Source organism: Maritalea myrionectae, assembly GCF_003433515.1.
In the GTDB taxonomy this organism is placed as follows: Bacteria; Pseudomonadota; Alphaproteobacteria; order Rhizobiales; family Devosiaceae; genus Maritalea; species Maritalea myrionectae.
This window is the reverse complement of sequence record NZ_CP021330.1, coordinates 928,437-955,099: the sequence shown is the minus strand read 5'-3', so window position 1 is coordinate 955,099 and position 26,663 is coordinate 928,437. Positions and strand designations below refer to the sequence as shown.

General features: G+C 48.1%; 4 protein-coding genes. All 4 read right to left on the bottom strand.

All coding sequences use genetic code 11. The annotated features are described in order from the left end of the window. Nucleotides 1-5 precede the first annotated feature (5 nt). The gene (locus MXMO3_RS04695) at nucleotides 6-1,700 is read right to left on the bottom strand and encodes a type I secretion system permease/ATPase (protein WP_117395113.1); all 1,695 of its coding nucleotides are present in this window, start codon (nucleotides 1,698-1,700) and stop codon (nucleotides 6-8) included. Between the two features lie 26 nt (nucleotides 1,701-1,726). Beyond that, entirely contained in the window at nucleotides 1,727-24,994 is a 23,268-nt protein-coding gene (locus tag MXMO3_RS18890; RefSeq protein ID WP_117395112.1) for a tandem-95 repeat protein, read from the bottom strand. A gap of 15 nt (nucleotides 24,995-25,009) precedes the next feature. Beyond that, nucleotides 25,010-25,654 (bottom strand): imm11 family protein, encoded by a 645-nt coding sequence (locus MXMO3_RS04685; RefSeq protein WP_117395111.1) that lies wholly within the window; start codon nucleotides 25,652-25,654, stop codon nucleotides 25,010-25,012. 267 nt (nucleotides 25,655-25,921) lie between these two features. Further along, nucleotides 25,922-26,563, bottom strand: coding sequence for a toxin-activating lysine-acyltransferase (locus tag MXMO3_RS04680; protein WP_117395110.1), 642 nt, complete (start codon nucleotides 26,561-26,563; stop codon nucleotides 25,922-25,924). Nucleotides 26,564-26,663: the final 100 nt, after the last annotated feature.

Genomic DNA, 26,663 nt, shown 5'->3' with positions numbered 1-26,663 from the left:
ATACCTTATGCCACTCTTGTTATTTTCTTAAGGACATCACTCTTATCACCCATTTCGACCATGCGCCCAGCATTTAGCATCAGTATTTTGTCTACGGCCGAAATAGCACTCGGCCGATGCGCGATAACAACGACGACCGAGCCGAATTCGCGCATCTGAGATATTGCCTGACTTAACGCCGCATCCCCTTCTTGATCCAAATTGGCATTGGGCTCATCTAGCACGATTAGCTTCGGTCGACGAAACAAGGCTCTTGCCAGCCCAATGCGTTGCACTTGGCCACCGGTTAACGGAGAAAGGGCAGCATCCACATTTGTGCCATACCCTTCAGGAAATGAGAGTATCATTTCATGCACGCCGGCAAGTTTCGCAGCTTCCACAACTTCGGCATCTTCAGCATCGTTATCGAAGCGTGCAATATTCTGACCGATTGAGCCAGAGAGCAGAGCAACTTGTTGCGGCAAATAGCCTATACTTCGACCAATCTGATCGGAATCCCATTGTTCAAAAGTTGCTCCATCAACTCGAACAGTTCCGGCATCGGGCATCCACAAGCCAACCAAGAGCTTTGCCAGGGTCGATTTGCCCGAGGCGCTGGGGCCAATAACACCAAGGCCATCTCCAGGCTTTAGCGAGAAATCAATTCCCCCCAAGATCACGCTTTTTTCTGTAGTCGATATTTTGGATGGGGCATATTTAACAACAGACTTCACCTCAAGATTTCCCTGAACCTCTGGAAGTTCAATATTTTTGTCCTCCTGGTTACTGTCTTGTTTCAGATAATCTTTGAGCCTTTGCCATGCGAGCTGCGCACGTTTAATCACGCGCCATCCGCCCAATGTCTGATCTATCGGCGCTAAAGCTCGCCCAGCGATAATTGAGGCCGCAACAATTGTGCCAGCGGTAATTTCCTGATTAATCGCAAGAAATGCGCCAAGCGCTAGTATGCCGGACTGCAGCATCAAACGAAACGATTTGGAGCTTGCAGTAAAACCTTCAGATCGCTCACCGCCCAGTTGCTGAGAAAACAGTGACCGGTTGCGTAGTTTTTGCCACACTGTTTGCGTACTTTCCAGCATTCCCATAGCAAGGACACTGTCTGCATTTTTTTGAGCTTGGTCTGCAAACCGCGCTTCTATCATCTCATTCTGAACACCCTCAGCAGATGGTTTTCTGCTGAAAAACTCATTTAGTATGGCGAGCACAACCACAACAATAGCACCACACACCGCCAAAATACCTAGAGATGGATGTAACAAAAAAACGATCCCAAGATAGATTGGAAACCATGGCAAATCAAAAAGAGCAAGGACTGTCGGGCTGGCGAGAAAATTTCTTACAATTCCAATGTCCTGAATGGGCCGATAAGCGGGATTTTGCCCGCATAAAGATCTGGCAATCCAAAACTTGTAGGTCAGCGGAGAAATCTCTGTATCCAGCCAAAAGGATAACCGAGAAAGCGACCGCGCGCGAACAAAGTCGAAAAAACCCATCATAACATAAAGCCCGATCGCAAGTAGACCTAATGCCAACAGCGTAGGCACCGATTGGCTCGCCAGCACCCGATCATAAACCTGCAACATAAATAGCGGTCCAGTGAGCATAAGAATGTTTACGACGCAACTCATCAGGGCAACCGCAAAGAATACCTTCCGGACTCTGTGCAACCTCTCGCGAATTAAGCTTTGATTTCCGGCCATATTTCTACTCGATACTAACTACATATTTAAAAAAACGAGAAGCTGTCCTGATCAAGAGCTGCGAGCTTGGTGCCTGCTAAAAATAGCTCGTCTCCATTTCCGAAGGCAAAGAGCACGCCTCCATCTTGCTCCTGAGCGCTGGCAAATAGATCATCAAAATTATCGATACCATCCACACTCAAGCGGATCACGTCGCCCGCAATTGAAAAACGACGACCACTGCGCGACGTCTCAAAGTCAATGATTGTATCAGACCCGTCGCCCGTTTCGAATGTGAATGTATCTGAACCACCGCCGCCGAAGAGCAAATCGGCACCGGCGCCACCGTCTAGACTGTCGTCGCCGCGACCAGCCAAAAGCACGTCATCACCGGAGCCCCCATCGAGAAGGTCATCGCCACTCCCTGCGAGAAGCAAGTCACTCCCCGCGCCACCATATAACAAGTCATTACCGCGACCGGATAAAAGAAAATCATTACCCGCTCCACCACTTAAGTAGTTGTCGCCAGTAAAATCACCGATGAGAACATCAGTTCCATCCGTACCTTCCTCTTGGTTGTCGACAGCTTCGCCGACATTCACTGATACAATAGCGCTCGAGGTATCTTGGCCATCCGTAATCTTGTATTCAAATTGATCACTTCCGATAAAACCACTGTCCGCCGTATAAACGATGTTGCTGTCTTCATCGATAGCAACCGAGCCATTGGTACCCTGTCCGATGGAGACAAACTGCAAGACATCACCATCGTCGTCAGTGTCATTTTGAAGCAAAAACGCTGGAGAAATTCGAATAGGAATTTCTCCTCGCGTATCAAATACCCCATCATCATTTGCAACTGGAACATTATTACCCTTTAAGATGGTCAGATAAAAATCGTCAGATGTTTCCAAACTTCCATCAGAGGCATGAATTGTCACTTCATATGTACCCGCAGCAGCAGTTGGTGCATTCCCGGAGACCTTACTACCATCGAATTCAAGCCATTCAGGCAAAGCAGACCCGTCTGAAAGGGTTGCTGCCAATTGAATAGGATCTCCATCAACATCCTCAAATGTTGAAATCGGAATCTCGATCACGAAGCTTTCACCAGTATAGATATTATTGTCTGGATCAACTGGATCCTCCAATATATCAGGCAGCGGATTAATGACGACAGGTGCGTCGTTGACTGGATTGACTGTCAACTTGAAGATATCTGAGACAGACAGCTTTCCATCAGAAGCGGCTATCTCTATATCGATAGAACCATTAAAGTCTTCTGGAGGCATGCCGGATAGCTTTAGTAGTTCACTATCTACATTAAGCCAATCTGGAAGGTTGTTGCCATCTCTAAGCGCAAATGAATATTCAAGTGTGTCCCCGTCAACATCAGAGAATAAGTTTTGTTGCAGCTGAATACTAAATAGCTCATCTTCATCAATAAAGCGGTCTGAAAACGGCATCGAAATTGTTGGTGCATCATTCACCGGGTCGATCACTAAATCAAACTCAGCTCGGCTTGTCATAGCACCATCTGATACATGAAGAGCTAAGCTGATAGTGCCGAAGAAGTCTGAAGGAGGCGTCCCTGTAAATCGGCGTGTTGTTGCGTCAAAACTTAGCCAGTCTGGCAATGATGTACCGGCCGCTCTTGTTGCGGTATATGACAACTCATCGCCATCAACATCGAAAACAACACCATCTGGGATCGCAAAATCTAGGCTTGTATCTTCGGTGACGTGAACATCCTCTAGTGGCCTGATGGTTGGGGCATCATTGACAGGCGCCACATTTATCGTGATCTGCGCGTCGTCCGTAAGTTCACCATCGCTAACGCTATAGCCAATCAGCACTTCGCCATTGGTATTTTCGCTGAAAGTGACCACCATATTTCCGCTGTCATCCAGAGCGGCAAAATATCCATCTCCACTGGAGAAACCGATTATCTCTAATGGATCACCGTCTAAGTCACTGTCATTTATCAAAATCTGATCAACCGGAATAACAAATATCTCGTCTTCAGTTGCGTCAAATGCATCATTCATTGCAATTGGCGCATCATTCTCCGCAACTAGTTCGAGCGTGACATTGGCCGTCGAATTCAACTCGCCGTCACTTGTGGTATAACTGAATGAAGCTGGCCCGTTATAGTTTTCATCTGGTGTGAAAACTATATCTCCAGATGCGGTGATTTCGACTTGCCCGTGCTCGGCGTTTTGAACCGAAATGATCGTGAGTTCATCACCATCCACATCCTTATCATTTTCAAGCAATGTTGACGTGGAGATTATAAGTTCCTGATCTTCCAGTCCAACGAGCGCACCATCATCCACGGCCAACGGTGCATCGTTGAGTGCAGAAATATTGATGTCTACGACGCCAACATCGGTCGCGCCTGTAACGTCTTGCAACGTATATTTGAAACCTGCATGGCCTGAATAGTTTTCATCCGGCGTGAATACAACATTTCCGATGCCATCAAGCCTTACTTCCCCCCCAACTGCATCATGAACGCCTTCTATATGAATGCCATGATGATCGATATCGAAGTCGTTATTAAGCAAGTCAATAATTGCTATTGTTACAACCTGATCTTCTTCACTTGATATCTTATCATCGATTGCAGTCGGATCATCGTTTATGGGCACTACGTCAACAAACACATTCGTGCTGACAGCCGGTCCATTCCCGTCTGTGATAGAATAGCTGAACTGCAAGCGCCCGTTGGAATTGGCTGTCGGCGTAAACCGTATTGTATCATCGTCAATTTGCGTCGCGCCTGAAACCCCGACAAATGAAATTGTGTCGCCATCGGGATCGAAATCGTTCGACATAAGTTCAGAGATACTTATGTCAATAAAGCTATCTTCATCAATGGTGTAGCCGTCATCTGAGACAGCGAAAGGCAAATCTTGCGCCGGCGTAACGAAAATCGACACATACGCTATGTCAAATCCACCCTGACCGTCAGCAACCTCATAACTAAAGCCGGCATTTCCGAAATAGTCCGATCGCGGTGTGAACACAGCAACATTATCTACTATTTCAACCCCGCCATTCACTGGATCTAGGACCCTCGTAACAACCAAGCTATCTCCTTCTTGGTCGGTGTCGTTACTCAACAAGGATGCGAGATCAATTGATACACTTTCGTCCTCACCAATGACAAAATCACCATCGTCTTGAGCCTGTGGTGCATCGTTAATCGCAGTAAAATCTATAACAAGATTTCCGGTTTCGATGGAATTTAGGCGCCCATCTGAAATCTCATATGTAAACTCGACCAGACCGCTCAAATTTTCACGCGGTGTAAACACCCAGGAGCCATCGGGCTGCTTGTCTGCTTGCCCTCCCAAAACTGGATCGCCATCAACCAATTGATATCCATCAGAACTGAAGCTGACAAATATTATCTCATCGCCATCAGGATCCGTATCATTGGCCAATATTTGAGCGAGCGTGACCGAAAACGATGTGTCTTCAAAGCCTTCAAAATAGTCAGTCTGGGTTACGGGTGCACTATTGTTAGGTGCAACATCGATGGTTACAGTACCGGTGTCTTCTCCGTCCTTATCGTCAACAACCAAGTATTCAAAAGTGGCAATACCGTCAAAGTTATGATTTGGCGTAAAGACGATTTCCCCGTCAATGATCTCAACAGAGCCGTTCACTGCATTTGAAACCGAGCTAACACGTAAAATATCACCATCAACATCAGTGTCATTCACCAGGAGAGCGGCCTGCTGGAGCACCAAAACTGTATCTTCGAGCCCAGCAAACAAATCATCTTCAGCAACAGGGCCATCATTGGCCGGAAGAACATCTAGATGCACCGTTCCGGTTGCACTGCCTTGCGCGTTATCGGTTATTTCATACTGAAACTCGACACTTCCTGAGTACTCCGGATCCGGTGTATAAAGGATTGTAGCCCCCGCGTTACCATCAACATCAAGATCCTGATTACTTTCGATTGCACCTTCATCGTCAGTTCGGGTGACGCGCAAATTTAGTGTGCCAGCATAATCAATTGGTGGTGTCCCGCGCAGGGTTCCGGTTGATTGATCGACATTCAACCAATCCGGCAATTCAGTTCCATCTTGCAACTCCACATAATAAACACCTCCTGGATCTCCAACGAGGTCAAAGTTTATTTCCGGAATGTTCAGTTGAAGCGTTCCAGTCGTCGGAGCGCCAACCGAAACCAATTGAATCAAGTCACCATCATCGTCATAATCATTCGCCAAAAGCTCGGCAATTGAAATTTCAATTACACTATCTTCCTGCAAACTGAAATTGTCATCTAGTGCGTCAGGCAATTCGGCCTGGGCTTCGACATTCACAACAATTACGGCAGAGTCTTCCGAAATCGCACCTTTAGTGTCGCGAGCAAAATACTCAATTGCGAACGCACCAAAGAAGTCTTCTGGTGTCACAAGATCTAAAAGTTCATCAAAAACATTTACCTGGAAACCGCCTGCACTGGTGAGAACAAGTGTTTCGTCAACGACAATGTCACGCACAATTGAGAATGCAGGCGTTCCCTCAATAACAGACTCGCTAACATCGACGCGCACTGAGACCGTTCCGACATATTTTTCTGGCGGCGTACCAATAAAGGACAATGTATTGGAATCAAAGGATAGCCAGTCCGGCAATGGTGTAAAATTAGCTTCCTGTGCAGTGACGGTTGCGTCATCTGCGATTTCAATAACGCTTTTCCCCTGTGCTGCAAAATAGGGGTTTTGATCAAACAATTCGTTGATAGCAACATCAATTGGCTGGTGCGGATCAATCCTGACCTCAACAGCATACGGCACTGCATTTGCATCTTCCGGGTCAAACTCAACACGAACACGTGCGACCGGTTCATCGGTGGCAGGCTCAATGCCAGTCAGGGAAAACTCTTGAGTATCCGTATTGAACTGCAGCCAACTCGGCAACGGCATCCCAGTCCAAAGCGCAGCCGACCAGGTGCCCGTCCCGCCCGTTAGCTTGACGAGGTTTGCTTGGTATACGACACCATCAGATAACGCCGCTGCATCGGCAGGTTCGATCAAGAAACTATCTTGATATGAAACGTCTTCGCCAGTATCTGGATCGGTGTAGGTAAAATCCAGATTAACACTAAAGGGATCCATTGACGGGTCAGGCGGCGTCCCAATGAAACTCAACGCTGTCGGGTCGAAGCTCAACCATTCAGGTAGAGCAGCACCATCTGCCAATGTTGCGACAACCTCAGTCAATTCTGAAGCGAGAACTGGACTATCCAATTCCAAGTGAACGCCTAGCTCCGCACGGTTTGTGAAATCGTTTTGCAGAACCCCAATAAACCTCGCCGACTCAAAGAAAATGACATCACCGTCTGGATCTAAGTCATTGGCAAATGCTTCACCAGGGATAACGGTGATCGGCAAGTCCTCCAGTCCCTCAACCACATCATCTTTTAGTTGAGGAGCGTCATTGTCAGGGACAATGGAAATCGAAACAAACGCTGTGTCGATGCCAGGATAGTCACTATCTAGATCCTTGCCATCGGTCACTGTATATGTAAACCCGGCAACACCGTTATAATCCGTCCGCGGGGTAAATTCGATCATACCCTCATCGTTGAACGAGACTTTGCCATTAAGAGGAAAGTCTTCCAGTTCTAGAATTGTTAGTGTGTCACCATCCGGATCGCTATCATTCGCCAGCAATTCAGCAGGATCAATGATAATGACCTGATCTTCTAACGTTTCATAGCCGCCATCATCGCGCGCGACAGGTAGTCGATTGAGAGGAATGACGTTAATATTTACATTCCCATCTGCCGATGCACCAAACTCGTCCACAACCGTATAGCTGAACGACGCTTCCCCTAATTCATCCGCATCAAAACGCACAAACACCGCTTGAGCCGGGTCAGAAACAGGCTCTTTTAAGCTATCAAGTAATTCAATCGTTCCATTGACTGCACTAAATGCTGTCACGAATGAAATAGCATCCCCTTCTGGGTCTTGATCGTTTGCTAGCAGGCTTGATATCTCAATGAACTTCGAAAGCCCAAGGCGAACAGTCGTGTTGTCTTTGACTGGTCTTGGTGCATCGTTTACACCTAAAAAGTTTAATTCAACCTGAGCAGTAGCGGTGCCACCATTCCCATCCGAAACTGTATATCTAAAACCCGCATATCCGAAGTGGTCCGCCAAAGGTTCAAATTTGATTTGATCGCCGACAACTCTAACTTGACCATTAGACCCATTGTAGAATAACGATGCATAAAGCGGATTGCCGTCCAGATCGAGTGCAGGACCAAAGTCAACAATGGTCAATGGATCTCCATCAACATCAAGGTCATTGCTAAATACTTCTGCGAGTGGGATGTATAGAGCTGTATCTTCGAGACCAATAAAAACGCCATCATCTGCAGCAACGGGCGCATCATTGATTGGGAGGATATTTACCTCGGCTCTGGCAATAGATTCTCGTCCATATGGATCGCGGACGGTATAATCAAAGAAAGCGTCGCCGAAATGGTCCTGATCACCTACAAAACTTACACTTCCATCGTCGTTAAGTGAAACAGTGCCGCCGGAAACGGCCTCAACCGATACAATCTCTAGTAGGCCCACACCTTCATCTGCATCATTTCTAAGCAAGCGATCTGCAGTGATGACAAGTTCAACGTCTTCATCAGCAAATCTAATTATGTCGTCCTGCGCATTAAAGCGACCAATTCGAATTAAATCTTCGATTTGTTCGCGACCCCAAGTGCTGCCTTCTGCAAACTGAATTTCCTCAATGCCGGTTTCTCGACCTAAGAAATGGTCTGATACACGGACGGTATCTATATTGATGCCACCGGCTTGTTCAAATTCGACAATGAGATCGTCACCTTCGCGTAGTAGACTTATATCGGCAACACGGATTTCATCGTCTACTACAAGACGATCAATGTCAGCAATTGCGCCTATCTCATTGATTATGTCTGCGCCGTCGCCAAATCCGAACTCATAGATATCCGATCCAAAACGTCCCGCAAGCACATCATCGCCCAATCCACCAAAGAATACCTCATCGGCAGCGCTTCCATGAATCTCGTCATCAAAGACAGTGGCTACTACTTTCTCGATATCTGTTAATTGATCACCAACGGCTTCGCCAAGAGAACCAAGCCCCGTATCAAGATCAAGGGCTATCGCCTCATCCGCCTCAGAATAGTCTGCCGTATCAAATCCTAGCCCACCATCGATGACGTCAGCACCGCGCCCGCCCATAAAAACGTTATCTTGTTCATCGCCGAGCAATACGTCGTCGTGGAAGCTGCCAACGATTAACTCAATTGAGGAGAAAACATCGCCCTGCGCGTCCCCACCGCCAGAACTCGCATCCGACAAGTTAACAGTTACACCACTATCAGAGAGTGTATATTCGACTCTATCAATTCCGTCGCCACCAAACATTTGGTCTGCACCACGACCACCAATTAGTGTGTCGTCGCCTGCACCGCCAAATAGCAAATCATTGCCTCGGCCCCCAATTAGTCGGTTTGCGCTTGCATCACCTTCTAACTCATCGTCAAACGCTGAGCCGACGAGATTCTCAATACCTGCGAGCTGATCTCCCTCAGCATGGCCGCCCTGAGCCATCCCATTTAACAAGGAAATTTGGACAGCTTCACCAGAACTCGAATAATCCGAGGTATCCACACCATCACCGCCGAAAAGCGTGTCTGCGCCCTGCCCGCCGATCAGCCAATCATCGCCTAATCCACCATCGAGTTGATCATCACCATCACGCCCCTCAAGTCGATCGTTCCCTTCAAGACCCTCAAGTTCATTGCGTTGAGCATCTCCCAGGAGTTCGTCGCCAAACAAAGTCCCCCTTAGTGCCTCAATATTAAAATAGATGTCGCCCTGTGCAAAACCACCTTGGCCTAAACGTGCTGCCAAGTCTGCACGCACCCCAACATTGGAGCCAGTAAAGCGAACAGTATCAAATCCGTCTCCACCGTCAATTCTGTCACCGCCATCTCCGCCATCGATCAGGTCATCACCGGCACGTCCGAATAAATCATCATTACCCTCAAAGCCCAATATTGTTTCTGTTAGATGGGTGCCGATGATTAAATCTCGAATATTGGTTCCGTTAAGGGATTCAAGGTGATCATCAGATATCAGCGCACTGATTACGCCGTCATCTTGAATGCCCTCTATGTCAGAAATTGTGTATTCGAGCGAGACCTCTCCCGAAAAGCCTTGCGCATATTCGACAACTACAAACTCATCATTATAGACGGAGTATGAACCGCCATCGCTTGCAAAGCCGATGCCGTCAAATGAGAGTTCATCCAACGCGTTATCGACGTCCACATCATTGGCGAGCAAGTCAGAAATCCGCAATATAAGAGGCGCATCCAGGCTTGTGCTCGCAATGTCGGCATTTGCGGTGGGGGCGTCATTAACTGGGATAACGTCAACCCGCACCCTCGCGCTGTCTTCTCCATCCGCATTGTCGCTCACAACATAGTTGAAAAAGCTCGGCCCATTCGAATTAAGTGCTGGCGTGAAAATTACATCGCCATTTTCATCAAGTTCCACCGTCCCTGGTGCCCCGGAGACCATACTCACAGAAATGATGCTTAACTCATCACGATCAATGTCGGTGTCGTTCCCCAATAGCGCAGCTGCAGAAATTGTTGTTGCAACGTCTTCATAGATTGAAACACTATCATTCGCAGCAACTGGCGGAGCATCGCCAACGGGTCCAAAATAGAGTGTAACTCTTGCATCATCGACCAACTCACCATCACTGACAACATAGTTGAAAGTGGCCTCTCCCCAATAATCAGCGTCAGGCGTAAAGATGATATTTTCACCTGATATTTCCGCCAGCCCATTTTCAGAAGTTGAGATTGAAACAATTTCCAAACTTGAACTGTCAATATCATAATCATTTGCGAGGAGATCTGATATTGAGATCGACAATGGAATGTCTTCAGTTCCATTTAAGAAAAATACGTCATCTTCCCTATATGATTCATCTTGTGCATTTGGGACGTCGTTAACTGGATTTACTTGGAGATCAACGCGTGCCTCTGCCAGACCACCTTGTCCGTCATCAACTGTATAGAAAAAGTATGCTTCGCCGAAGAAATTGGTATTTGGCGTAAACAGTATTGTGCCGTTATCATACAGCTTTGCTATTCCACCACTTCCGTTTCGAACTGAAGTGACCTCCAATAGGTCCCCATCCCGCTCGATATCATTGGCAAGAAGCTCGTCTGCATTGAATAAATATGGGTTGTCCTCGTCAATTGTTAATGCATCATTTTGAGGCTCAGGAACGTCGTTAACTGGATTTACATAAACACCAACTGTCGCGGTAGCTACTTCGCCATCGGTATCAGAGACCATATATTCAAAGCTGGCATCGCCAAAGAAGAACGCGGTCGGCGTAACCAAAATCACGCCATCATCGGTAAGCTCAACTTGCAAATGCTCATTGCTAAATACACCTGTCACATTGAGAGCATCGCCATCAATATCAATATCATTCGCAAGAAGTTCAGATGTATCAATTGAGAACACCACATCTTCGTCAGTGGTATACCCTAAATCGTCAAATGCGATCGGAGCATCGTTCTGTGCCCTCACATTTATATAAACGATTGCCTCTGTGCGCCCGCCTTCAGGTGTGTTCGCCACATATTTAAATGAGGCCAGACCATTATAATCATCTGTAGGGGTGAAAGATATTTGCCCATTGCTCGAAAGACTAGCCGATCCATTTTGAGCATCAAATACTTGAGAGATGATCATGCGATCACCGTCAGCATCATTGGAGAGAAGCCTGACTGTGTCGATAGTCAAATAGCCATCCTCATCGACTTCAAAACCGAAGTCGTCACGAGCCGAAGCAGGCGGCGAAACTCTTACACTTACTCTACCCGTCGAGAAGCCTCCCAGCCCATCAGATGCGGTATATGTAAATGTCGTGGGACCGGTAAAACTTGATTGGCCAGTGAAAGCAATATTCCCATCACCATCAATTTGCGCAATGCCGTTTTCCCCGCCATCTACCGCAATTATTTGAAGAATATCGCCATCGGGATCAAAGTCGTTTCGGAGCAATTCTTCAGCAGATAGAATAAGGGTCTGTTCACGTTTAACTGTGTAAATGCCATCATCAACTGCCGTCGGCAGGCTATTTTCCAGACGTGCAAGTAGGGTTTCGCGCGTCCACTCAACACCATCGGCAAATGCGAGAGTTTCAATTCCCTCCCCGGTCTCAGACAATGCACTTTTTATTGTGATGGAGTCGCTAACATTGCCCGCAAAACGAATAACAAGAGTTTCACTCCCTTTGAACAAACGTTCAACCGAAGCTTCTGATGACAACAGGTCCGTAATCTCCAAGCGATCCAGCATACTGGTGCTCTGGTCATCAATTGTTTCATTGCCATCACCAGCACCAAAGTGATAGGTGTCATCGCCTGCGCCGCCAATCAACAAATCATCGCCCTGCCGTCCAACGACAAGATCATCACCGTCAAAACCGCGGATAGTTTCAGCATCGGACGTTCCCGCAAATTGCATTACCGCCGCACGCATATCTGCCCACTGCCAAAAGATGCCATCCGCGAACTCGATTTCCTCAATTCCAGCGTGACCTGGGTTAAGGCTATCAACGATGGTCAAACGGTCTCGGGCACCTGAAAAACGTAGAACAAGATCATCGCCATTTGCTGGACTACGCCGTGCCCAGACCAATTCTGTAGATTGGGTGTCACTTAAAACAACGAGGTCGTTCAGATCACTGCCATTATCGACAATGCGATCATCGCCATCACCTGCACGCCAAAGATATTCATCATCTCCAGCACCACCGAGCAGCAAATCCACACCTTCGAAGCCACTAATTTTATCATCACCATCAGTACCAATAATTTGATTATCGGACTCGTTTGGTTGCCCAAGAACCAAATTCGCCATGACATCATCAAATGAAAGAGAGATCCCGTCATCGACAATTACAAAATTTTCAATTGTGTCAGGACTATCCGCCAATAGACCATTAATGATGGTAATTTCATCACTATTATTGGTTCTGATAATTAAATCGCTGCCGTCACGTCCACGGCGTGCAAACTCAAGTTCGCTCAATGAGAAGCCAACGATCTCAACCGTATCAACGCCGTCTCCGGCGTCACGCAATCGATCTTGTCCATCGCCTTTTACAAACCTGTAAACATCATCCCCTTGCCCACCGATCAGCAGGTCATTGCCAGCAAGGCCCGCCATAACGTCGGCGCCAGCGGTGCCGGTTAGTCTATCATCCCCAATAGTTGCGATGTTTCGCGTCGCGAGTGTCTCAAACTGGTCCCTGGTCCAAACTGTATTCGCAGCGTCATCGAATACAACACGTTCAATACCAGCTTCGCCGCCAGCCTGGAATGAGTTCCGCACAATGATACGGCCGCCATCACCGGCATCCTCAAAACTTTCGGAGATAATTAGCTCCAAATCATTCCCGACACTTTTGCGTACAATCACACTACTCGGGTCAACACCGCTGAAATTGATCGCATCCTGTTCGCCCGCATCATCAATTATTAGGTCGTTGCCGTCGCCTCTGGAATAAAAATATGTGTCGTTCCCGCCTGCACCAACTATCGTGTCGTTACCAGCTCCCCCATCAAACTCATCATCACCGGCAAACCCTGTGATAGATGGGTCATCGCCATCGGTCGACTGGGATTTGATAATCTGGGCTCGTGTTTCTAAATAATCCCACACCACATTTTCGGTGGTCTCATCACCATCATCGAACTCAATCGTTTCAACTGATCGCTCGTAATAACGACTGAGGAAATCGTCAATCCGGATGGACCCGCCGTCCCCCGCACCAGGAGCTGACTCCGAAATGATCAGGATCGCATGGTTCCCTGACTGGGAAACCTGCACCTCTTCAGCGGAAATGCCGCGAAGGATAAGCTTATCCGCATCACTAGCGTGAGTGTCCGGCTCGCGAATAATATCGTTGCCATCGCCACGGTTATAAATATAGGTGTCGTCGCCTTGATCGCCAGCCAGAATATCATCACCAGGGCCAGCTTCATACACATCCCCGGACGTAAAGCCCGGCAACACATCATCGTCAGGTGTCGTGGATTGCGCGATAAGACGAGCACGCAGCTCTTCCGGTGTCCACACCACATTTTCGGTGGCCTCATTGCCATCATCAAACTCAATCGTTTCAACTGATCGCTCGTAATAACGACTGAGGAAATCGTCAATCCAGATGGACCCGCCGTCCCCCGCACCAGGAGCTGACTCCGAAATGATCAGGATCGCATGGTTCCCTGACTGGGAAACCTGCACCTCTTCAGCGAAAATGCCGCGAAGGATAAGCTTATCCGCATCACTAGCGTGAGTGTCCGGCTCGCGAATAATATCGTTGCCATCGCCACGGTTATAAATATAGGTGTCGTCGCCTTGATCGCCAGCCAGAATATCATCACCAGGGCCAGCTTCATACACATCCCCGGACGTAAAGCCCGGCAACACATCATCGTCAGGTGTCGTGGATTGCGCGATAAGACGAGCACGCAGCTCTTCCGGTGTCCACACCACATTTTCGGTGGCCTCATTGCCATCATCAAACTCAATCGTTTCAACTGATCGCTCGTAATAACGACTGAGGAAATCGTCAATCCAGATGGACCCGCCGTCCCCCGCACCAGGAGCTGACTCCGAAATGATCAGGATCGCATGGTTCCCTGACTGGGAAACCTGCACCTCTTCAGCGAAAATGCCGCGAAGGATAAGCTTATCCGCATCACTAGCGTGAGTGTCCGGCTCGCGAATAATATCGTTGCCATCGCCACGGTTATAAATATAGGTGTCGTCGCCTTGATCGCCAGCCAGAATATCATCACCAGGGCCAGCTTCATACACATCCCCGGACGTAAAGCCCGGCAACACATCATCGTCAGGTGTCGTGGATTGCGCGATAAGACGAGCACGCAGCTCTTCCGGTGTCCACACCACATTTTCGGTGGCCTCATTGCCATCATCAAACTCAATCGTTTCAACTGATCGCTCATAATAACGACTAAGAAAATCGTCAATCCGGATGGTTCCCCCGTCCCCGGCACCAGGGGCTGACTCTGCAATGATCAACATCGCATGATTGCCTGATTGAGAAACCCGAACGTCCTCAACAGCGATACCATGAAGGATCAGCTTATCCGCATTGCCACCAAAGCTATTTGAATCGCCCACGATATCATGACCGTCCCCGCGATTATAAATGTAGGTATCGTTACCACCACCGCCGTCAAAACGTTCATTTGCAGATGTCGATTCCAGCGTGTCTGACGACGATGTACCAGAAACTTCTGTGTATTCGATAGGTTCGGGCAAAAGAGAAATGACGTCAGCAACGGTAAGAACCTCTCCACCATCGAAATGATATTCCTCAATTCGATCCGCAGAATTGTAGCTATCGTTCAATCCATTACGCACTGTGATCTGATCATCTGTGCCCACAAATGTGATAATGACACTGTCGCTATCGAAAGGATCTAGTGCAAAAACGGTTTCACCTAGCGCATAGCCTTCAATGCGCACTATATCAGTATCACCCGCTCCATTATCCTCGATAAGATCATGTCCATCCCCCCTCCGGAAGACATATGTGTCGGCGCCGTCGAGGCCATGCAGCCGATCATCTCCTAAACCACCAGCAAGAGTATCAGCCCAGCCCGACTGACCTATGATACGATCATCGCCATCTGTTTGTTGCGTTGCATTAACCTCGGCAACAATTTCCTCAACAGTGTACACATTCTCAAGGCCAAAATGATATTCTTCAATTCGGTCTTCGGAGTTGTAGCCATTGTGTAGTCCATTGCGCACCGTAATCTGATCGTCGCTACCAACAAACTTGATGATCAGGCTGTCCGCATCAAATGGATCCAGCATAAAGCGTGCATCACTGAACTCGTGACTTGAGAGAATTACAACATCCCTGTCACCCGCCCCATTATCCTCAATGACGTCATGACCATCACCTCGGAGAAAATAATATGTGTCCGAACCATCCAAACCTTGAAGGCTATCATCACCGGCGCCGCCTTGAAGCGAATCCTCCCAGCCCGAATATCCGACAATATGATCATCACCATCGGTCGATTGGGCAATGTTGATTGTATGAACAACCTGCCGCGCAGTGAGAACTTCGCCATTGTCAAAATGATATTCTTCAATGCGGTCATCAGAATTATAACCGTTATGAAGCGCGTTGCGGATGGTGATCTGATCAAGTTGGCTCGAGATAAATCGGACAATCACACTGTCATTATCAAATGGGTCACGCAAAAACACAGTTTCGCTTGGGTCGAAACCTTCAATACGCAAAACGTCGGTGTCACCTGCGCCATTGTCCTCAATGAAATCCTGCCCATCACCACGACGGAAAACATACGTATCTGACCCGTCAAGTCCTTGCAGACGATCATCCCCTAGACCGCCAATGAGTGTATCAGCCCAGCCCGACTGCCCTACGATGAGATCATCACCATCACTCTGTTGCGCCGCCGCGACCAAATTGGCCATCTGTGCCGCAGTAACAATCTCTCCATCAGCAAAATGATACTCTTCAATGCGATCAGCAGAGTTGTATCCATTATGAAGCCCGTTTCGGATAATTATCTGATCATTCGCATCGAAAAATTGAATTATAACACTGTCGCTATCCAGCGGATCTCGGACAAATCTTGCCTCGCTTAAAGCAAAACCTTCTATGCGAACGATATCAGTGTCGCCTGCGCCATTGTCTTCAATTACATCATGCCCGTCGCCTCGCCGGAAAACATAAGTATCTGAGCCATCATTTCCATGCAGTATGTCATCACCCAACCCACCCAAAAGTGTGTCGGGACCAGCAGCGCCTTCGATCAACTGGTCCGTACCGAGAGCTTCAGCATCTAGCCGCTCCTGAATATCAGCTATGCTAACTTCTTCCCCGTCAGCAAATCGGTACGTATGGATATGGGAGCCATCAGCGACAAACGCGCCAACGACCAAGATTTCATCCTTTTCACTAAATCGCAGAACAAGGTCATCCGGTCTATCTGCAAACCGCAAAATTTCGGTATTGGCGTATGTATAGTCACTGATCGAGAGAGTATTTAGATCAGATGAGGCGCCATTATCGTCTATAATATCGCGTCCGTCGCCGCGCTTAAATATGTAGCTATCATTGCCAGCTCGACCGGAAAGCTGGTCATCGCCCTCTAAACCGACAAGAGTGTCATCCAACTCTGTGCCAATTAAAACATCTTGGAATTGGGTCCCGCTATTTAAAGCCATTTTCTGAATTTGATCGAACGACCATTCTGTGCCATCCCCAAATCCAATAATTTCGATACCGGCCCCACGCAGCAAGATTTCATCACTGCTATTACCAAAGCGCAACAACCATTCGCTTTTGTCTGCAAAAGGCTTCGTCACCTTTACATCTGAAGGCTGGTAACCCCGAATTTCAACTCTATCAATTCCAGAAACATCGCTTATGACATCATGGCCGTCGCCTGCCCAGAATATATAGGTATCATTGCCTGCACCGCCTTGAATGTCGTCGTCACCCAAGCCACCCTCGATAAGGTCGTCTGCAATGGAACCAGTGATGGCGTCGCCCTGATGGCTTTGTTGTGCTTCGATCGCCTTCTTTATCAGGTCACTCTTTTTCCATTCCACTCCGCTGGAAAACTGGATGGTTCCGAGATTTGAATTCGACAATGCACCGCGCACCAATACTTGATCGCCGCTACTGGGAAACGCAATCAGAATGTCGGAGGAATCCAAATCTGGCTTGCGAACAACAGCGTCGGCTGCGTCAAGATCATAAAAATGAATACGACTTTCACCCGGCGTATTTTGCGTGTCAAAAATATCGGACCCATCGCCCGCATAAAACGACATGGTCGTCTGGTCACTGCCATAAACTAGGTCGTCACCCAATCCAGGGTCGATCTCAATTGGCGTGACACCCCTAACATCAATAACATCGTGACCTGACGTCGCTTCATTCAAAACAATCGACTTAAGAATATTGTCGACTTCTAGAACGGTGCCGTCACTAAAGACAAATTGTTCAACCAGGTTCGAGCTATTCGCTGTTTCGGCTCCACCAACAATTATCAAGGTATCGCTGGTGTCTTTAAGCTGAATCAGCAAGTCATTATCTTGCCGAGAAAAGCGCACTTGCGAAACAGAAATGGCATCCCGAAATTCGACCTTATCTAAACCGCCGATATCTTCGATCGAGTCGTCGCCGGACCCCACACCAAACAGGTAAGTATCATCACCCTTACCGCCTGAGAGTACGTCTGAGCCGCCGCCACCGTCTATGCGGTCATTGCGATCATCAAATCCGATAAGAACGTCATCCCCATTAGACCCCTTGAGCAGATGGTTACGTACATCTTCAAGATTCCATTCGGTACCATTGGCAAATAAGAACCGCTCCACCTGTCGCGTCGAGAGGCCTTCGACGACAGTTAGGCGATCTTCCCCATTGCCAAGGTCAAATATCAGATTATTGCCATCTCGAAGCAATTGGATTGTTTCCGGGTTGACTAAACTGCCAAACACAATTCGGTCAATCGCACCGACTTGTCCGTCTTCTCTTTCAATGATCTGGTCCAGATCATATGCAGCACCAAATGCATAGGTGTCGCCCAATTTGCCGCCATACAGCTGATCGTCGCCCTGCCGACCGTCCAATACATTTTCCGCGTCAAGCGCACCGTTGATGACGTCATCGCCGCGACTTCCTCCAACAATTGCCAACCGTTCCTCAACATCGGAAATGTGCAAGCGATCTCCACTCGCATACTCAAACCACTCGATCCCCTTAGAAATTGCGTTAAATTGATTTTTGATGCGAAGCGTATCCGAGCGACCATCAATTGAGATCAATAGATCGTCACCGTCTTTTGTGTAGATCAAGTTATCTAAGTTAACGCCCGATCCAAAGAGAACTCTATCATCGGTTTCTTTGATGGTTTTTCCGTCCCGCGTTGACCATGCAACACGTTTCTGATCATCAATTATGACGTCATTGCCGTACCCAACACCGAACAGATAAGTATCGCCGTCGGAATTGCCTATAAGCGTATCATCCCCGGCCCTTCCATCAATTGTCTCTGCAAAATCACTGCCGGTTAGAATGTCTGAGCCCGATGTGCCGATCAGGTCAACATTGCTTGGGTTCAGCGATTCAAATGACACCTCTTGATCAGTAAACTTGAAGGCTTCTACAGCGTGGGTTTGTGTTCCACTCCGCACATATTGATCCTCGACAATGACTCTTTCACCTGTGTCACGCACAGTAAAAATCAAATCATTGTCATCACGGCTAATATCAACATCCAGAAAAGCAATGTCTTGGAACACCAACACATCACCTTGGTTGGATGACGCGCTATCAAAGATCACATCATCGCCATAGCCCCGCGCAAATACATAGATGTCCGATGCGGCGCCACCTTCAAGGCGATCATTGCCCAACCCGCCATCAAGACGATCCGAGATATCAAAACCAAATATCAGATCGTCATTATCGGTACGAGCAAGATTGATGACATGCTGAGCTAAATGGGCATAACTCCAATCAGTGCCATCGCCAAACTGAATCTCTTCAATCAGGTTGGCAAAACCAAATCCTCCTAGACCCAAATCTTTGAATTGATCCTTGAGAACAACTTCATCATCAGTGCCCACAACCTTCATAGTTATGGTCGCTGAAGAGCCATCACGGATAAACTCGAAGTCAGACCACCTTAGATCGTCCTTGAACCGAAGGATGTCAAAACCCGTGCCAAAGAAGTCGTCATGCCCGTCATCAATGACATCACGTCCGTAATCACGACCATATATATACGTGTCACTTTGCGCACGCCCCCTAAGAACATCATTTCCAGCGCCACCATCCAAAACATCTGCATTATTAAATCCATATATTATATCTTGTTGGTCAGTTTTTGCGTCTTCCAGCACACGCGCCATCACATCAGTTTCAGTCAAGAATGTCCCGTCTTCAAACGCGATGCGCTCAATTCGGTCGCCATGCAGCAAACCTAAAAAGGGTACATTCACCCAGTTGAACTGGTTGTCGATCTGAACCCGATCTCCTGTCTCGTTGCCTTCATCATCCAACAAGACCATAACGAGATCGTCACTTTCCCCTGCCCGCTCATAGCGCACATTCTCAGGTGAGATACCACTCCCAACAAACTGCAATATATCAGCTTTTTCAATAGGATCGTCCGTGGGACGATCATTCGCATCATCAATGCGATCACTTCCGTCCCCTTCTCTGAAAATATAGATGTCACCATCACGGCCACCGCGGAGCACATCTTGCCCGCGGCTGGCTTCAATCCAATCACGTTCTTCGCTGCCCAGAACCAAATCATCACTGTCTAATGGATGGCTAACCGCCTGTGCAATTTCCAGCGCATTCCAAATCACGCCGTCGGCAAACACTATGCTGGAGACGCCTGTATCTGGCGCAAAATTAAACCCAAACAATGGATCAATCAGATCGCCCAAGAACTGATCTTTAATGCGCAAAACGTCATCGGTGCCAACTATTTCCAATACCAGGTCTCGCCCGTCCATGGTGGCGAAGATATCTGTGGATTTAGCCTGGGTGAAACGAACTTCATCCTGAGAATGTGGGCGAAACGGTTCTTCGCGATCATCTATAATGTCCAAGCCAAAACCTTGGCCAACAAAGTAGATATCTTGCCCATAGCCGCCACGATAAGTCTGATCTCCACCTGTTAAATAGAAAAAATCTTGACTACTTGTCCCAATAACTTCAACATCAGAGCTCTCATGCGAGACAAGTAGTGTTTCGTCGACACCAAGAGCATTCATCACCGCATCAAGTTCAACATCGATGCCGACATTTTCGAATGCGGGAATGAGCATTTGAAAAACAAATTTTTGGTCGAGCTTCAAGGTGCCCGTCAGAATGTTCTGCGAGCTATCAAGATGGTAATCAGGATAAATTACCTCCAGGATCTCCTGCCAACCGACGAGATAATCATATGCCGCCTCAGCGCCGGTTGGAGCGGCCGCAAAAATGGCCTCGAACATCGGTGCAAGTTCACGGTCACCCGTGGCGCGGAACTGATCCAAATCAGGATCATAGGCTAGTTCTCGCGAGAGATCAGCAAGGCCGCCTTGCATTGCCAAACGCACAGCAAAGCCTCTGCTCACACTGATATAGTTCTGCATCATCACATCAAACAGTTCGATGGCCGGTTTGATCGTGCTAAAATATTGCCCCTCCTCCGTTTCCGTAGGAGCATCCTCACCATTAAAGGACCCGACCGTGTAGGTCAGAAGCCCAGTTTCTGCATCTTTTTGCGCAGACATGATTTGAGGCTGAAAATCAATGCCGAATATGGATGACGCAAAATGCAGCTGCCCCGCGGTCATTAACTCAACACGATATGCACTGTCATCAGTGGAGCCCACTTCGTCCATAGCATCGAAGTCAAGCTCATAGTTTCGTAGATTAAATTCATCCGGGCGCCCAAGCTTATGCTGCAGCTCTAGCGCGCGGTCCAAATTGCGAGCCCAAACATAAAAAGTACCGTCAGCATCGGTAATGGCGACGGAATAATCGACAACCACGCCGTCGACCAGGTTCACGCCGATCTGATCAACTGGCAAATCTGCATAGGGGTTATGATCGATCTTCTCCACACGCCATTGAGTATTTTCAGCACGTGGGAGGGCAAGAATATCTTCCCGCGTTGGATGGGCGATAATGTTGCCGCCACTGTCCGTGATGTCCGCTCCACTCGCTAAACGCCAGCTACCGTCCTCATTTTGAATGCCGTAATCCAAAACAACTGGCCGCTCATCAACAATCTCGACAAGATATGGCACCTCTTCGCGATATTGCAGTGCCTCTGCACGTGAAGACGGCGAAAAGACCTGCTCAAGCTGCCATTGTTGCCCCTCGGCAACACCCATCGCGAGAACATCTTCAAGCGAGGCGCGTGCAATAGGAGCACCTTCCGTATCCAGAATCGGATTCCCGCTATCAAGCGTCCAGAAACCGCCTGTTTCATCCTCCACATAAACACCGCGGTCCAGCAGTGTCGCATTGCCCTCGGCATCACGCGAGAGCAAAACCGGCGTCAATTCGCGCGTCAGTTCCATCGCTTGCGCCCAAGCACCAAACACCGGCGTAGCCTTATCCCGAATGTCTTTTAAGTTGGCCACCGTCATTACGTTGGCCGCGTCCATCACAACCTGACCTAGCTCAAAGTCGTTGGAAACATCAACAGCCAGCTCGGCCATTGCCCCAAAGCCTTTCGCAGTTGGGACAGAGCTGGATTTCAACCACTCAGCGACGCCCTTGTCGCCCCTGAAAATTGTGTCCGTTGCATCTGTTTCAAACAGCGCCTCGTATGTATCACCAACCGATCCATCGCCACGCGTAAAGGTTGCACCCGCGCGCAAAGTAGTCCCTTGCGGCGTCTCGTGATCCATTTCTGTGGCCGCTAGTTCAAGCGATGTAATATCCAACTCATCCAAGCTGAACAATTCGTCTGCATCTGTCAGGCCATCCTGATCAAGATCGCGCCAAACTTTTAGTTCCGCGAATAACGCATCGTCGATAGTGATCACACCATCCGCATTGCCACCATTTTCAACCGCATCAACCGCTGCAAGTTCCTGATATCCGCCAACATCAGGCGCACCAAACATTTCGGAAATGTCATCGATGACGCCGTTATTATTGCGGTCCATGACCAAAAAGCCGTCATCTGCGCCAATCCAGCCGGTCTGCTCCGCAAAATAGTCACCATTTAAATCAAAATGGACACCTGACTGGCTTTGGCTGACGGTCTCAATACCGTCGCCATCCAAATCGAGAACCAGTGGATCGTCCGCAGGCTGCCAACGCACCATCTTGGCAAAGTTTTGGATCACATCAAGATAGGTTAAAAGTGTGCCCCAAACCGCATGCCAAACAGAGATTTCAACGCTGTCATCACGGTCGGCAAAAATGCGGAATGTCATGCCGAGGTCACCCGCAGCAGGCTGTCCCCAAGCCGCATCTTTCCAGCCACCATAGTCATAGTTTTCGACAACCATCGCGCTTTTCTCGAGCTGCTGGTCTTTCGGCACGCCCATGGCTTTATCCATGGCAAGCTCAATGGCGCTGATCACCAGCAATTGACCTGATTTGGTGGCGCCATAAAACACGGTAGGATTTAGCCAATCGATTGCTAACCCACCGTTGCCAATACCGAAGTTTGAGCCCCCCAAAAGCGGCAACCCAAACATTTGCAAGATATCATTTGGCTGCGCATCCATGATAAAGGTGGACGGCCAATACCAGAACACATCACTATCTTCTGCGCCCGACGTGCTCTGTCCAACGCCATCCAGCGTATCGCCATATAGCTGCCCTTTGTAGGACGTGTTAAACAAAAAGTCTCGACCTTCCCCGCCTACAAGAATGGCACCTTCGCCGCCAAACGCCATGACATAGTCATCACCCTTGCCACCATCGAGTACTAATCGAAGCTGTGTTTCTGCGCGCTCACGATTGTCGGGCTCACCTATCTCTGGCTCTGGCTGGCTCGGGTCAAGCAATTCGCCCTTCTCAACCACATTTGGATTGGCGCCACGAAGATAATCATTCCCGTCTTCGCCATAGGCTTTACCGTGTCCAGTGTGGTGGATTTCATCAACTCCGCCACCGCCGTAAATCTCGGCATTGTTCCGACCAAAAAAGAGTTCGCTTTCATCGGTACCTCGGACAGAGTCAGGAAGACTCGCCACTAGGTTATCAACCGCATACGCCAATTCATGCGGTGCGATGTCTTCGGGACTTCTAGCACCCAGAAAAATCAGTGTTACCGCGTCAGCCAGCCGCTCCAGTCCGCTGGCATGTTGTTGATCGCTGAGAATGGCTTGGATATCCAAGTCGATCTCTGAAATTACCCGCGCGATATCTTCACTTATTTTCCCAAGTAGTTCAGCGCCGTTGACGACGACTTCATATAGCCCATATGCAGCAAATCCCGCTGCAACGAATGTAGCTGCTACTGGGCCCGCGACTGCTCCAGCAACTACTACGGCAGTACTCATTAAAAGAGCACCTACTAAGGCAGCCGATCCATATGACTTAGAAACCTTGACAAACTCCGTCCAATCACCTGTCTGAACGCCAACTTTTATCGAGTCGTAAGCAATATTCAAAAACTCGACGGCATCCCCAGCGAGGCCGCCGCCAACACCAACTAAAACTGAGTTTAGATTTTTGGCCATTGAGTGAATCACATCGTCGCCAAAATCACCGAGAGAGTTTATGAGTTTGTCGCCCATCGCAATTGCTTGGTCGAACATGCCACGAACTTTCGACAACAACTCATCAATCGCAAGCGCACCATCAAGTGCAAAGTTCAAACTCGCAGCCATCGACTCCATGATTTGATTAATATTTAGCGAGCCACTTTCATTGGCCTTAAAGTCAGCTAAAAGCGCAGTTATTAATGAAGCTGGATAATTTTTTGAGTTTGAGGTGTCGGCATTTAGCTTGTCTAGCCATGTTTGCTGATTATCTTTTTGAGTTTGATTCAACTCAGAACTGGCGAGCGCATTTTCAGCAAGCTCTGCGGCCAATTCTTTTCGTGCTTGGCTGTTTGAATCTTGACCTGAATCCGTTTTGGTTCCGTCAAAGCTCGTCACATAGTTGCTTAAACTCGACCGTTCTTCAGGTGTGAGTCCTTCCACGGCTAAATCAGATGATAGGATTGGCTCTTCATTCCCAAAGGCAGCAACTATATCAGCTCTGTTTCCAGTGACCTCAACACGCGCGCCATTTAGAGTGACTTCGCCTCTGGCAAGCTTTGTACCAAAGCGATGCAGACTGGCTAGGGCCAACACTTTATTTTCAGCACTCAACCCATCATTGGCACGGATTCGATCAATATTGGTTATTAGGAAGTTGTTGTATTGATTATGAAGGCCTGGCCCCTCTCGAACGCTATCATGTCGTGCCAAGCCGAAATGAGACTCACGTATCAGATTGGTAAGCGAGGGGCGCGAGGAGATTACGGAAATTATATCCGGGTCGACAAACAGTCCAATCTTGTTTCCGCGAGCATCCAAACCGAAAGGGGTATTATCAAGAAAAGCTTTTCGCCTCGCATCCCCATAAAGCTCTCGCGAAAAAATATGGTGAGTTTGAAAACCGAACTCATTAAAAATTGGCTTGTCTTCCATAATTCATTTTCCCGCTTAAGTGACGCGGCAACTCCAGAATTTAAATTTGGTTTTAATCTTTGCGTCGCGAACGGCACTCACGAACTGGTCACTAAAAAAATTTGCTGATTGTAGACGTGGCGTATCCACCCAGACATCAGGACCATCCAAAGCATTACTTGATACAACGATATCACCATCCTCAAGCAGCCAATCCTGCAAGCCCCAAATGTCCTTGGGCGGATAAATGCGCTCCAGATGCTGAGATTGATCAGCAAGCAGTGCTTCCTTATGGCCTTTATAATTCAAAATATAGAACTCACCGGGCACAGGCGTGGTGCGATCATTCTCAAACACCCGCAACGGCAGAAATTTACCGCCTCCAAAATCCAGATGCTCAACCGCCTCCTTGCCTTTTTGAGAAAAGGTCATAAACCCATCCATAGAGAAGAGGTCGTATGGCACTTTCTTCACGTTCGAGTCAGTGTAAATCCCGTAAGCCTCTGTTGGAAACCAATCGTCAGGAGCCTCACCTCCGGTACGTTGATGAATCTCAAGGGCTTCAAGCATCATTTTTGCTTCCGGAGAATCAAACCCATCGAATACACAATTGCCCCGCAATTTAGTCGTTACAGCAGAATCCAATTGGTAACAATTTACCCAAACTATCTCTTCGCTCATGTTTTCTTCTCCATTCCTGAATCGTTATATGGAGAAGCAATAACATGACGGAAGACATTGTATGAATGAGAACCTTGAACAGGTCTCCAGCGTGCAGCGGCACAGAAAGGTAATGCGCAAGCAGAGTTGATTAAGTTTTCAAATCTTTTTGAGGGCATATTGCCACCCTAAATATTGTTATCAGTATAAATGCAGAATAGGCAGTAAATTAGGCCAGCTGCCGCCTCTGCAGGAAAAATAAAATATTGAATGCGATGCCTATATTGACTACGCGTCCTCAGACTTCCCCACAGGCTCAGCGCCCATTTTCTTAAGAGTTTCCGGATCAACCAACCTCGTGATCAGCGGATGAATACGCAAATCGCCCTCTTTAATGATCTGCTTGAAATTGGCGATTACGGAGGTGGTGAGTTTTTGATTGGGCGCGATCACATCGAGCAGCCAGTTGATATTGCCCGAATCCCATTCCTTTGCCGAAAGCCGCACAGGGAAAACGCCGGCCTTGATCTGCTCACGGATTTTTGCATCCACCTCCTCAGAAACCGAAGCCCAAAGCGCGACGCCTGACAATGAGTCAGCACCTGACGCCGCCTCCTCTGATTTGGCCGCCGTGGCAATCGCCACCCGGTCCCGCACCAGCGGCTCCAAAAGCACATGGTTCAGATCAAGCAAAGATAAATGCCGATAACGCGGCAACGCCATCATCGCCAATGCAACTTTACCAAACGTCTCGTGCACCTTCGTCCGCACCGCGGCAATCTTTTCCAGCATCGCTGGATCAAGTTGTGGATTGGCCTTCTGATCAGAAGCGCCCGCCGCCCCGTTAGGCTTGGCCTTTTGCCCATTTTCTTTAGATGTTTTTTTGGAAGATTTACCGGATTTCGGATTAAGTGTGGCAGACTCAGCCATGATACAAAACTCGTCCTAAAAAGTTAATTAAATAAATGTCTAACAGAATTTATAGATTATTAATCATTGAGGTCAATGACAAAATATAAAACTTAAAATT